The sequence below is a fragment of the uncultured Schumannella sp. genome (genome assembly GCF_905479755.1).
Taxonomy (GTDB): Bacteria; Actinomycetota; Actinomycetes; order Actinomycetales; family Microbacteriaceae; genus DCRR01.
The window spans coordinates 1-13,019 of sequence record NZ_CAJQNT010000037.1 but is presented as its reverse complement, the minus strand read 5'-3'; the positions used below and the strand labels follow the sequence as shown (position 1 = coordinate 13,019).

Genomic DNA, 13,019 nt, shown 5'->3' with positions numbered 1-13,019 from the left:
GCCGTCCGAGAGCTCGCCGGCCTAGACGTCGACGCGGGCGTGGTCGAGGCCCTGACCCGCAATGATGAACTCCTTGCGCGGGGCGACCTCATTGCCCATCAGCAGTTCGAAGACCCGCGCGGCGTTCTCGGCGTCATCGATGCGGACCCGCCGCAGCGTGCGATGCGCCCGGCTCATCGTCGTCTCAGCCAATTGGTCGGCGTCCATCTCACCGAGGCCCTTGTAGCGCTGAATCGGGTCCTGATACTTCTTACCGCGCTTCTCCAGGCTCTTCAGAACGCCCTGGAGTTCGGCCTCGGAGTAGGTGTAGATCACATCGTTCGGCTTCGAACCGGGATTCATCACGACGACGCGGTGCAGCGGCGGAACGGCCGAGTAGACGCGACCTGCCTCGATCATCGGCCGCATGTAGCGGAAGAACAGCGTGAGCAGGAGCGTCCGGATGTGCGCGCCGTCCACATCCGCGTCGGCCATGATGATCACCTTGCCGTAGCGAGCCTGATCGATTTCGAAACTGCGACCGGATCCTGCCCCGATGACCTGAATGATCGAGGCGCACTCGGTGTTGCTCAACATGTCCGACACGGATGCCTTCTGAACGTTGAGGATCTTGCCGCGAATCGGCAACAGCGCCTGGTGCTCGCTGTCGCGACCGAGTTTCGCCGTGCCGAGCGCCGAGTCGCCCTCGACGATGAACAATTCCGTGTCGGCGACGTCGGTCGAACGGCAGTCGACGAGCTTCGCCGGCAGGCTCGAGCTCTCCAGCGCGTTCTTGCGACGCTGCGTTTCCTTGTGCGCCCGCGCGGAGATGCGGCTCTTCATCTCGGCAACGACCTTGTCGAGCACGAGCGCCCCTTGCGCCTTGTCGGCGCGGGCGGTCGAGGCGTACTTCTCGGTCATCGCCTTCGCCACCGCGTTCGACACGATGTTGCGCACCGCGGGCGTGCCGAGGATCTCCTTGGTCTGCCCCTCGAACTGCGGTTCGGGCAGCCGGACGGTCAACACCGCGGTGAGCCCGGCGAGCACATCGTCCTTCTCGAGTTTGTCGTTGCCGACCTTGAGCCGACGCGCGTTCTTCTCGACCTCGGCGCGCAGGAACTTCAACAGCCCCTGCTCGAAGCCGGCCTGGTGTGTTCCGCCCTTCGGCGTCGCGATGATGTTGACGAAGCTGCGGAACACCGTCTCGTAGCCGCTGCCCCAGCGCAGCGCGATGTCGACCTCGCATTCGCGGGAGAGCTCGGTCGACACCATGTGGCCGTTCTCCTGCAGCACCGGAACCGTCTCGGTGTAGCCACCCGAACCCTGAATGCGCCAGGTGTCGGTGAGCGCGGCGTCGGGCGCCAGGAATTCCACGAACTCCGCGATCCCGCCGTCGAACCGGAAGCTCTCGCGCACGGGCTCCGCGGAGACCTCCCGCGCATCCACGATCTCGATGCCGAGGCCCGGCACCAGGAACGCGGTTTGACGAGCACGAGCAACGAGTTCGTCCATGACGAATCCGGCGCCCCGCGCGAAGATCTGCTGATCGGCCCAGTAGCGCACGCGCGTGCCGGTGACTCCCTTGGCGACCTTGCCGACGACGCGCAGTTCGCTTCCGGAGATGAACGGCGTGAAGGGCGCATCGGGCCTCGGGGTGCCCGCGTCGTCGAAGACGCCCGGCTCGCCACGGTGGAAGGACATCGCCCAGGTCTTGCCGTCGCGATCCACCTCGACATCGAGTCGCTCCGACAGTGCGTTGACGACCGAGGCGCCGACGCCGTGCAGACCGCCGGAGGCGGCATACGAGCCGGACCCGAACTTGCCGCCGGCGTGCAGCTTCGTGAACACGACTTCGACGCCCGAGAGACCCGTCTTGGGCTCGATGTCGACGGGGATGCCGCGGGCGCGGTCGCGCACCTCGACGCTGCCGTCGGGGTGCAGCTCGATCTCGATCCGCGAGCCGTGGCCGCCGAGCGCCTCATCGACCGAATTGTCGATGATCTCCCATAGGCAGTGCATCAGCCCGCGCGAGTCGTTGGACCCGATGTACATGCCGGGCCGTTTGCGCACGGCCTCGAGACCCTCGAGAACGGAGAGATGCCGGGCGGAATAGTCGCTACTCATACGGGGTTAAGACTATTGATCCCGACACCACCGAGAGGGCGCCCCGCCGCGAATGGGGCTGGATACGCCCAAAGCGAAATGTAACGTCGGCGACACACGTCGCAGAGAGTGACGTGTTTGACTGGATACGTCAGAATCGCACGCAACACACACCCCACGGTTCATGACGGAGAGGGAGCAGACCATGTCGCAGATCACGAGCGAAGTCGACGAGCTGGATGCCCCCGAGCTGACCGCGTTCGACCGGTGCGACAGCTGTGGAGCGCAGGCCTACGTCCGCGTCACCCTGGCGTCCGGTGAGTTGCTCTTCTGCGCCCACCACGGTGCGAAGTTCAAGGAGAAGCTGGCGGCGACCGCGCTCGAGTGGCACGACGAGAGCGCTCGACTGAGCGCCGTCCCCGCCACCGACGAGCGGTAGGTGTCCGCAGCCCGCGGGCTCGGCCTTGGACGGCGGGTTCGGTATCTTCTGACGCGCGCCCGAGCCATCAATCTCGGGAACGTCACGCGCATTGCGCGCGAGGCCGCGAAACTGGCGCGCAAGCCCGTGGCGCTCGTGGTCATCGACATGCTGTGGTCGTCGGTGCGCTACGAGACGGGCTTTCAGGACTACCTCGACTGGGACTTCGTGCTGTTGACCCGGCGCGAACGCCGGACGTACATCACGCATCCGAAGTCGAACCACCTCGCCAAGAAGCTCAACGACCCGGAGTTGCGGAAGATCTTCGCCGATAAGGCGCAGTTCAATCCTCGCTTCGACCGGTGGCTCGGTCGCGAGTGGCTGGACGTTCGGTCGGTTGACGCGGATGCGGTGCGCGACTTCGTGACCCGCCACGGCGTCGTCATGGTGAAGGTCCCGGACAGCCTGTCGGGCTACGGCATCGAACGGGTCGAAGCGACGGAGATCACCGACTGGGAGTCGTTCCGCGCGCGCCTGCTGGAGCGTCGCCAGTTCCTCGTCGAGGACTTCATCGCGCAGCACGACGAGATGGCCTCGCTCAACCCGTCGAGCGTCAATTCGCTGCGCGTGATCACCTATTTCGACGGCGACCGCACTCACGTGCTGGCGAGCGTGCTGAAGATGGGCAACGGCGGTCCGATCGACAACTTCTCCGGCGGCGGCATGTACACGATGCTCGACGACGACGGCGTCGCGAACTCCCCCGCATTCGACGAGAGCGGCGCGACCTACGCGACGCATCCGCTGTCGGGAACGCCGATCGTCGGCTTCCGCGTGCCGTATTTCGACCGCGTGCTCGCCTTCGTCGACAACCTGTCCCGCGAGATCCCCGAAGTCCCGTACGTCGGCTGGGATGTGGCCATCGCTCCGGACGGACCGGTCGTGATCGAAGGCAACCCCAATTCGGGCGTTTACCAGTCGAAGCCGAGCGTGTCGGGGATCCGCACCGGGCTCCTCCCCCGCTACCGCGCGGCGATCGGTTTCTAGCGCCTCACCGACGCGGCGGGGCCACCCGTTCGACGGGGTGCCAGCGTTTCGGATCACGGAAGTCGCGCAGGCGTGCCTCGTAGGCGGCCATCGCGAGCGCCTCGTGGGCGAGTGCCGGCTCGGTGTGCGGATCGAGCGTCGCCAGGACCCAGCGTGCGAGGTGCGGGTTCGTGATGAGCAGCGGGCCGAGCAGGGAGGTGCCGAGGAAGTTGTGGCGACGCACCCCCTCAACGGCGGTCGCCGGGTTGCGGCCGATGCCGCGCTCGGCGAGCAGGAAGCCCGGAGTCGAATCCGGCCCGGTCACGGTGGAGAATTGCGACTTGTAGCCGACGATCGGGAACTCGTCACCGACCTCGGTGAGCGTTCCCATGACCTTGCCGTTGTACCGGCCGAACATCGACAGGGTCGACTCCAGCTCGAAGACTCCGAGACCGGGCACGTCGTAGCCCATCTCATCGTTGCGAATCCGCGTCCCCAGCACCTCGAGCGCGTTGTGCGTGAACAGGAACATCGTGCCGGCTTCGATGAGTTCGACGAGACGCTGACGGTGCGGTCGCAGCCGTTCGATCGCCTTGAGCTGCCCGTGCTCGGTGAGCGGCCCCAGGTAGACCAGGTCGACGTCGCCGGTGGCGAACGCGGGCGTCTCCGTCAGCGACGTGCGGATCACGCGAGCGTCGGGGCGACTTTGCGCCAAGAACTCGATGTTGGCGTTGTCGCCGTGGAGGTTCGCCACCTCCGGAAAGAGCACCTCGATGGTGAGCGCACGCGTCATCGTCCCGCGGCCTCTCGTTCGGCGAGACGGGCTCGCAACCGGGACTGCACCGGCGTTCCGGTGACTTCGGCATTGTGCACGCTGTGCAAGTTGAACACCTGGTCGATGCCGTCAAGCGCGACGATGTCGGCCGTGTCGGTCTCGGATTCGACGGTGACGATCCGCGCCGGATCGACCCCGGCGATCGCGAGCCGTAGCGCCTGATCATGACGTCGGATGCCGCCGACGACGACCTGGGTGACGCTGTCATCGGCGAGGTACTCGTAGTCGGCGTCGTAGGTCCACGCCGTGTTCTCCACGTCGGTGGTGCGTTCGCTGACCTCGTCGATCGACAGCACGATCGACTTCCGGCCCGCGAAGGAGCGAACGTAGTCGAAGGCGCGGGAACACGCGACGCCGACCAGTCCCTTGGTCAGGATGCGGACGACCGTGGCATCGCCCACGACATCGGCCATGAAGCGCGTCTCCGGTGGGGCGAGGCGATCGAAGGCGGCGGCGATCGTGTCGCGGTCGTAGCCGAGGACGCCGAGCGCCGCGGCCACCGCCACCTGGTTGTAGACGTTCACGATGTTCTCGTTCACAAGCGCGGCAGTGCGGGCCTCACCGTCGAGCTCGAGCGTGAGGCGCCGGGCCGCCGCGTCCACGTCGCGAGCGCGGTAGGCCGCCTCGGGCGACCGGAACCCGCAGGCCGGGCAGTGCGCGGCCCCGATGTGGTTGTAACGCCAGTAGTCCCAGGTGAGCCGGTGGTCGCACACCGGGCAGATGGCCGCGTCGACCGCGGCTCCCTCGGGGCGATCGCCGTCACCGGGCAGTTGGTCGACCGCGAAGAAGACGCGCCGGTTCTCGTCGGAGCCGAGCCCGGCGACGATCAGGTCGTCGGCGTTCAGCACGAGGGTCGTCGTCGTCGGCACCGCCGACGACAGAATCCAGGCGATGTACGCCGGATGCGCGTTGCGCTTGATCGAGTCACGCGTCAGGTTCAGCCCCACGAGCACGTCGGGGCGGAGCCCGGGAAGGACGAGCTTCGCCGAACGCTCGTCAACTTCGAAGACGCCGACGTCCGCACGAGACCGGCCCCGCCAGTCGACCGCAGAGATGAGCGTCGCGGCAACACCGGCCGCCAGATTCGACCCGTTGCGATTGCTGGCGACACGAAGCCCCTGCGCGGTCAACGCCGCAGCGAGCAGGTTCGACGCGGTCGTCTTGCCGTTGGTTCCGGTCACCGCGATGACGCGCGCCGGATGCGCGACGGCGCCGATGATCCCCGGGTGCACCCGGCGCGCGATGATGCCCGGCACGTGCGTCCCGGCGCGGCCCAGCGCGCGCAACGTCGCACTCGCGAGCTTCCCTGCCCAGATCGCGAGCAGGACGCGCAACACTGCCGGCCTACTCGAGGTAGTCGCGCAGCGACTGCGACCGCGACGGGTGGCGGAGCTTCGCCATCGTCTTCGACTCGATCTGTCGGATGCGCTCGCGCGTGACGCCGAACGTGTCGCCGATCTGGTCGAGGGTCTTCGGCATGCCGTCGCCGAGGCCGAAACGCATGCGGATGACGCCCGCCTCGCGCTCGGAAAGCGAGTCGAGCAGCGACTCGAGCTGCTTCTGCAGCATCGTGAAGCCGACCGCGTCGGCCGGAACGACCGCCTCGGTGTCCTCGATCAGGTCACCGAACTCGCTGTCGCCGTCCTCGCCGAGAGGCGTGTGCAGCGAGATCGGTTCGCGACCGTACTTCTGCACCTCGACGACCTTCTCGGGCGTCATGTCGAGTTCGCGACTGAGCTCTTCGGGCGTGGGTTCGCGGCCCAGGTCCTGCAGCATCTGTCGCTGCACTCGGGCGAGCTTGTTGATGACCTCAACCATGTGGACGGGAATGCGGATGGTGCGCGCCTGGTCGGCCATGGCGCGCGTGATCGCCTGACGGATCCACCAGGTGGCATAGGTCGAGAACTTGAAGCCCTTGGTGTAGTCAAACTTCTCGACCGCACGAATAAGACCCAGGTTTCCCTCCTGGATGAGGTCGAGGAACTGCATCCCGCGACCGGTGTAACGCTTCGCGAGCGACACCACGAGACGCAGGTTCGCGCCCAGCAGGTGGCTCTTCGCCCGCTGACCGTCGCGGGCGACCCAGCCGAGTTCCCGGCCCAGGGTCGAGCGCTTCTCGGCCTCGGTCATCGATCCGAGCTTCTCTTCGGCGAAAAGTCCCGCCTCGATGCGCATCGCCAACTCGACCTCTTCGGCCGCGTTCAACAGCGCGACCTTGCCGATCTGCTTCAGGTAGTCCTTGACCGGGTCGGCCGTGGCACCGGTGATCGCCGCGGAGTAGACCGGGATCTCATCCTCGTCGTCGCGAGACGAGAGCCGAATCGCGCCCGAGGGCAGCGGCTCATCGAGCGACGTCGACTTCTCATCGTCATCGTCGTCGTCGGAGTCGTCTCCGTCGCCCGCCTTCGCCGACTTGATCGTCGCCGCGTCGTCGTCGCTGTCGTCCTTGGCGTCGACCTCGACGCTCTCGTCGTCGACGTCGGCTTCGTCGAGATCCTCGTCGTTCTCGGTGGCCTTGCTGGCCTTCGCCTTGCTCGCCTTTGCGGGGCTCGCCTTGCGCGCCGCGGGCTTCTTGGCGGGCGCCTTGGCGTCAACCGCCTCCGCCTTCGCGGCGCTGGCCTTCGTGGCGCGCGCCCGCGTCGTGGTCTTCGCTTCGCCGGATTCGGCGGCGTCCTTCGCTGTGGTTCGGGTTGCCATTCTGACCCCTCCCGGGTGGATCTGGGCAGTACAAGGACCCATGTCAAGTCCCCTGGGCGGTGCTCACACCGCCCGATCGGGAACCAGACCGGGTCCAGAAATTCGATTATCTCACAGTCATCAGCTGACCGTTGACACCGACCACGGTTTCACGCTAGCGGCGGTCGGTCCGGCCGATTCCGCCGGCTCCTGAAGAGTGCAACCCACAACGGGGTGATCTCTATTCCCTCGTCGCGCGCCATCACCGTGCGGGCGCGCCGCCGCGTCACGATGACACCGATCACCCCGACCAGCGCGATCGCGAACGGCGCGAGCAGGGCCAACCGGAAGGCGTCGAAGGCGTACAGGTCGGAGGCGAGTCCCGACGACACTCGCACCGAGTCGACGACGTCGAGAACCACACCGATCAAGAACATCGACACGAAGCCGCCGAGGAATCCGCCGACGTTGACGAATCCGCTCGCGGTGCCGACCGAATGCGAGGGGTTGAAGGTGCGCGCGTAGTCCATCCCGATGAGCGAGCTCGGCCCGCCTGCGCCGATCAGGAAGAACACCACGCAGACGACCGCGAGCGGAGGCTGGCCCGGCCAGAGGAGCACCACCGCCCACGCCGCGTAGACCAGCGCCGCCATCCCGAGCACCAGATCTCCGCGACGGAACGGATAGCTCGCGATGGCGTAGCCGATCAGCGGAGCAGGCAGGACGGCCCCGACCACCAGCAGCGAGAACACGCCCGCCGCGGTCGGAACGTCGTAGCCGAGTCCCGCGGTGAGGAAGGGATAGCCCCACAGCACGCCCATCGTCTGGGGCGCCGTCCCGCCGAGAAGGTGCGACCAGAACCCGAGCTGCGTTCCCGGACGCGCGATGCTCGTCCGCAGTCGCGACCAGGTGGATGCGGTGGTGATCTCCTCCGTGAACGGCGGTCGGGTGCCGGTGCGAATGACCGTCACCCCGAGCAGGACAGCGAAGACCGATGCCCCGGCGGCGATCACAAAAGCGCTGTTCCAACCGACCGCGTGCAGCAGGAAGGCGAAGGGGATCGCGGACACGAGTTGACCGGTCCCGCCGATCATTCCCACCCACTGTGCGAGTTGCGGAAGGATCCGCCCACTGAACCAGTTCGGAAGCAGGCGGATCACCGAGACGAAGGTGAACGCATCCCCCGCTCCCACCAGCATGCGGGCCGCGATCGCGAGCCCGATGTCGTCGGCGAACGCGAGGAGGAGCTGGCCGAGCCCCATCACGCCGGCCCCCGCGATCAAGAGGATGCGCGGCCCGAGCCGGTCCACCAGCACCCCCACCGGGATCTGGAGTGACGCGTAGGTGGCGATCTGGACCACCGCGACCATCGAGAGTGTGGCCGCGCTGACGCCGAAGCGCTCGGTCGCTTCGACCCCGACGATGCCGAAGGTCGTGCGCTGCGTCACCGCGATCAGATAGACGGTGACCGCCCCGGTGAACACCACCCACGAACGCCAGGAGTTCATGCCGGGCTCCCGGCGGCTGTAGGCAGATCCACGGCAGTGAGGCTAGCGCGCCAATCGCGCCCGCGGTGGCACCCTAGGACGGTTCGTCGTCGCGTCGGTTGGCGAGGAACTTCTCCAACTCGGCCGCGATCGTGTCGGCCGAGGGCACCTCACCGTGACGATCGACGAAGGGCGACGGAAGCGGGTTCTCTTCCATGTAGCTGTCGTGGCGCTCCTCGAGCGTGCTGATCAGCCGCTGGAGCTCCGGGTTACCCCCCACCTGCTCTTCGACCTTGACGATGAACTCGCGACCACGCTCTCGGAGTTCATCGGTCGGGAAGATCAGCCCCGTCGCGGCGCTGATGCTCTCGAACGCGATCACGGCGGCGTTCGGGAACTCGGTGTCGGCGAGGTAGTGCGGCACCAGCAGGACGAAACCGGTGGTCGGGTGTTCGATCTCCTCCAGCCGGTACTGGACGAGGTGCAGGGCGTTCGCCGGCAGTTCGGTCTGCGGTCGCCACACCGACATGGCGTCGATCAACTCGCGACGGTTGCCACTCACGGTCACCCCGAGCGGGCGGGTGTGCGGCGTCGGCATCGGGATCGCGTGGACCCACGTGGTGGCCTTGACGTCGTAGCGCTCGATCAGCTCCAGCACCGCGGCCGTGAAGCGCTCCCACTGGAAGTCCGGCTCGTAGCCGGTCAACAGCAGGAACGGCTGGTGCAGCTCGTCCTCCACCAGGTAGAGCGAGAGCTTCGCCGGCCGGTACTCGGTCAGGTGATCGTGATCAAAGTACATCGTCGGCCGGCGGGCGCGGTAGTCGAGGAGCGCGTCACTGTCGAAGCTGACGATTTCGCGCACCTCGAGGTTCTCCAGCATGAACTCGCTGAACTGCGTGACGGCGGATCCCGCATCCGTGAAACCGGTGAGGCCGGCGACGAGGTGCAGGCCGCGCGGGACGTCGACAAGCCCGGAAGAGATGTCGTAGAGCCCCTGAGGATCGCGCATGCGTCGATTCTATTCGGGGCCGCGCGGGGGCACCGGCGTGAGCGCAAGCCGAGAGCGAACACCGCGGCGAACACGCGCACCGGACGCGATTAGGCTGAGCCAATGCCGATCCCTTCGCTCGAACTCCGTTCCGAACCGGTCCTTCACTCGACCGCCGATGTGGTCGTGGTGGGTGTTGCCAAGAGCCCGGATGGGCCGCGCTTGTTGTCGGCTGCGGACGAGCTCTCCGGCCTCGCGGATTCCCTCACGTCGATCGGAGTGACGGGCGGAAGCGATGAGCTCCGCCGGGTTCCCGCGCTGCGCGCCGGAGGCCCGTCCCTCGCCCTGATCGGCCTCGGCACGCTGCCCGAGGGCTCCGAGGCGCCGACGCCGGATGCGCTGCGCAACGCCGCAGGTGCCGCGATCCGGCAGTTGGCCGGCACCACCTCGGTCGCGTTCGCGCTCCCCGGCACGACGAACGATGCGATCGGCGCGGTGCTCGAGGGTGCCGCCCTCGCCAGCTACAGCTTCGCCGGTTACCGTTCGTCCGCTCTCGACAACTCGAAGCGTCCCGTCGCCGAGATCACCGTCCACGTCGACGCGCTTCCCGCCGAGGCCGACGCACTCGTGGCGCGGGCACGCGCCGTCGCGGGCGGGGTTCACACCGTGCGCGACCTGGTGAACACCCCGCCGAACGACCTCTACCCGGCGAGCTTCGTGACGCGCGCGCGCGAACTCGCCGAGGGGCTCCCGCTCGAGATCGAAGAACTCGACGAGCACGCGCTCGCCGAGGGAGGCTTCGGGGGCATCCTCGGCGTCGGACAGGGCTCGAGCCGCCCGCCGCGTCTGGCCATCGTGCGCTACTCCCCCGCCGGCGCCACCAAGCACCTGTCGCTCGTCGGCAAGGGGATCACCTTCGACTCGGGCGGGCTCTCGCTCAAGCCGCCGGGATCCATGGTCGGCATGAAGTACGACATGACGGGCGCGGCGACGGCCCTCGCCGCCACGATCGCCGTGGCTCGACTCGGCCTTCCCGTGCGCGTCACCGCCTGGCTGTGCCTGGCCGAGAACATGCCGTCCGGGACGGCGACGCGCCCGAACGACGTGCTGCGGATTCGCGGCGGACGCACCGTCGAGGTGCTCAACACGGATGCCGAAGGCCGCCTCGTGCTCGCCGACGGACTCGTCGCCGCGAGTGAGGAGCAGCCGGACGCCATCATCGACATCGCCACCCTGACCGGCGCGGCGCGCGTCGCCATGGGCGAGCGCACCGTCCCCGTGATGGGCGACACCGACCTGTCGCGCGCCCTCGTCGACGCCGGCACGCGCGCCGGGGAGACGCTGTGGCCGATGCCACTCCCCGCCGAGCTCGCCACCTTGCTCGAGACTGACGTCGCCGACATCGCGAACGCCAAGCCGGGCAACACCGCGGGGGGCATGCTGCTCGCGGGTCTCTTCCTGAAGTCGTTCGTCGGCACGCGCGACGGCGCACCGATTCCGTGGGCGCATCTCGACATCGCGGGCGCCGCGAGCAACGCGGGCGCGCCGTACGGCGTGATCGCGAAGGGGCCGACCGGCGTCACCGTCCGAACCTTGATCGCGATGACGGAAGACTTTTCCCGACCGTAGTAGTGTCGTTTTGGCACGCAACCACGTGTCGTCAGATCGCGCCGCTCGCCACCCTGATTGCGGTGCCGCAACTGCATCTCGAGGGAGTCGCCGGGTGTCCGAGCAGAACTTTGACCTTGTCGTTCTAGGCGCAGGAAGTGGTGGCTACGCGGCCGCTCTTCGTGCGAGCCAGTTGGGGATGAGCGTTGCGCTCATCGAGAAGGGCAAGGTGGGGGGCACCTGCCTGCACGTGGGCTGCATCCCGACCAAGGCGCTGCTGCACTCGGCGGAGGTCGCCGACGTCACACGTGAGTCGGCCAAGTACGGCGTGACCAGCACTTTCAGCGGCATCGATGTCGCCGCGGTCACCAGCTACCGCGAAGAAGTCGTCGCCAGCAAGTGGAAGGGCCTGCAGGGCCTCATCAAGGCTCGCGGCATCACCACGATCGAAGGCGCCGGGCGTCTCGTCTCCCCCACCAGCGTTCAGGTCGGCGATCAGACGATCACCGGGAAGAACGTGATCCTGGCGACCGGGTCGTACTCGCGCTCGCTCCCCGGCCTCGAAATCGGCGGACGCGTTCTCACGTCGGAGCAGGCACTCGAACTGAACTTCGTCCCGAAGAAGGTCGCCGTCCTCGGCGGCGGCGTCATCGGGGTCGAGTTCTCGAGCGTCTGGAAGTCCTGGGGCGCCGATGTGACCATCATCGAGGCTCTCCCCCACCTCGTCCCGAACGAGGACGAGGCGATCTCCAAGCAGTTCGAGCGCGCATTCCGCAAGCGCGGCATCGAGTTCAAGCTCGGCGTCCGGTTCTCCGGCGTCACGCAGGACGACAACGGTGTGGTCATCACGCTTGAGAACGGCGAGACCATCGAGGCCGACATTCTGCTCGTGGCCGTCGGCCGCGGACCGCAGACCGCGAACCTCGGCTTCGAAGAGGTCGGCGTCGCGATGGATCGCGGATTCGTCCTCACGAACGAGCGCCTCCAGACCAACGTTCCCGGCGTCTGGGCCGTCGGCGACATCGTGCCCGGGCTCCAGCTCGCGCACCGCGGTTTCCAGCACGGCATCTTCGTCGCCGAGGAGATCGCGGGCTTGAACCCCGTCGTCGTCTCCGACGTGAACATCCCCAAGGTCACTTACTCGGACCCGGAGGTCGCCTCCATCGGTCTGAGCCAGGCGAAGGCCATCGAGGAATACGGCGCCGAGGCCGTGACCGCGTACGACTACAACCTGGCCGGCAACGGCAAGAGCCACATCATCGGCACCTCGGGGTCGATCAAGGTCGTGCGCCTCAACGACGGCCCCGTCGTGGGGGTGCACATGATCGGCGCGCGCGTCGGCGAACTGATCGGCGAGGCTCAGCTGGCCGTCAACTGGGAGGCATATCCGGAGGACATCGCCCCGTTCCTGCACGCGCACCCCACCCAGAACGAGGCGCTCGGCGAGGCGTTCCTCGCCATTGCTGGCAAGCCGCTTCACGCCATCTGATCCCCCTGACCACTGCGCGATGCGCGAACTAAGCTAGAACCGACCAGGTTTCCAAAAGGAGTTTTCCCGTGAGTGAATCCGTCACCCTTCCGGCGCTAGGCGAGAGCGTCACCGAAGGAACCGTGACCCGTTGGCTGAAGCAGGTCGGTGACCGCGTCGAGGTCGACGAGCCCCTGCTCGAGGTCTCGACCGACAAGGTCGACACCGAGATCCCGTCCCCCGTCGCCGGCGTGATCGAGCAGATCCTGGTCGCCGAGGACGAGACCGTCGAGGTGGGCACCGCGCTCGTCACGATCGGTGACGGTTCGGGCGCCGCCGAGGCCGCGCCCGAGGCACCCGCCGCCGAGCCTGCCGCGGCCGAGCCTGCCGCTGCGGAGCCCGCCGCCGCCGAGCCCGAGGCGCCCGCCGCG

11 protein-coding genes are annotated in these 13,019 nt (G+C 67.6%); 5 read left to right on the top strand and 6 right to left on the bottom strand.

Features of this window, described 5'->3' with window-relative positions:
* Positions 1-21 precede the first annotated feature (21 nt).
* Positions 22-2,103 carry a type IIA DNA topoisomerase subunit B gene (locus tag QZ258_RS10190; RefSeq protein WP_294181224.1) on the bottom strand — a complete coding sequence of 694 codons (2,082 nt, stop codon included), beginning with the start codon at positions 2,101-2,103 and terminating at the stop codon, positions 22-24.
* Between the two features lie 184 nt (positions 2,104-2,287).
* Between QZ258_RS10190 and QZ258_RS10185 the strand changes: the two genes are divergently transcribed.
* Positions 2,288-2,521: a hypothetical protein gene (locus QZ258_RS10185; protein WP_294181221.1), complete on the top strand. Its 234-nt coding sequence runs from the start codon at positions 2,288-2,290 to the stop codon at positions 2,519-2,521.
* Entirely contained in the window at positions 2,522-3,547 is a 1,026-nt protein-coding gene (locus QZ258_RS10180) for a sugar-transfer associated ATP-grasp domain-containing protein (RefSeq protein WP_294181216.1), read from the top strand.
* A 4-nt stretch (positions 3,548-3,551) separates the two neighbouring features.
* Here QZ258_RS10180 and QZ258_RS10175 read toward each other — a convergent pair whose 3' ends face one another.
* From QZ258_RS10175 to QZ258_RS10155, 5 genes are all read right to left on the bottom strand, one after another.
* Complete coding sequence (locus QZ258_RS10175; RefSeq protein ID WP_294181214.1) at positions 3,552-4,319, bottom strand: hypothetical protein; 768 nt, start codon at positions 4,317-4,319, stop codon at positions 3,552-3,554.
* A complete protein-coding gene (locus QZ258_RS10170; protein WP_294181211.1) occupies positions 4,316-5,698 on the bottom strand; it encodes a Mur ligase family protein in 1,383 nt (460 codons plus the stop codon). The genes QZ258_RS10175 and QZ258_RS10170 overlap by 4 nt, the downstream gene beginning before the upstream one ends.
* Positions 5,699-5,705: 7 nt before the next feature.
* Positions 5,706-7,058, bottom strand: coding sequence for an RNA polymerase sigma factor (locus QZ258_RS10165; protein ID WP_294181207.1), 1,353 nt, complete (start codon positions 7,056-7,058; stop codon positions 5,706-5,708).
* Positions 7,059-7,207: 149 nt separating this feature from the next.
* Positions 7,208-8,545, bottom strand: coding sequence for a nitrate/nitrite transporter (locus QZ258_RS10160; RefSeq protein WP_294181205.1), 1,338 nt, complete (start codon positions 8,543-8,545; stop codon positions 7,208-7,210).
* Positions 8,546-8,618: 73 nt separating this feature from the next.
* A complete protein-coding gene (locus QZ258_RS10155; RefSeq protein WP_294181203.1) occupies positions 8,619-9,533 on the bottom strand; it encodes a proteasome assembly chaperone family protein in 915 nt (304 codons plus the stop codon).
* A 102-nt stretch (positions 9,534-9,635) separates the two neighbouring features.
* Here QZ258_RS10155 and QZ258_RS10150 point away from each other — a divergent pair, with 102 nt between their 5' ends.
* From QZ258_RS10150 to QZ258_RS10140, 3 genes are all read left to right on the top strand, one after another.
* Positions 9,636-11,141, top strand: a complete 1,506-nt coding sequence (locus QZ258_RS10150; protein WP_294181202.1) for a leucyl aminopeptidase — start codon at positions 9,636-9,638, stop codon at positions 11,139-11,141.
* Between the two features lie 94 nt (positions 11,142-11,235).
* Positions 11,236-12,609, top strand: coding sequence for a dihydrolipoyl dehydrogenase (gene lpdA, locus QZ258_RS10145; protein WP_294181201.1), 1,374 nt, complete (start codon positions 11,236-11,238; stop codon positions 12,607-12,609).
* Between the two features lie 68 nt (positions 12,610-12,677).
* The coding region (locus QZ258_RS10140) for a biotin/lipoyl-containing protein (protein WP_294181200.1) at positions 12,678-13,019 on the top strand (342 nt) is incomplete at its 3' end.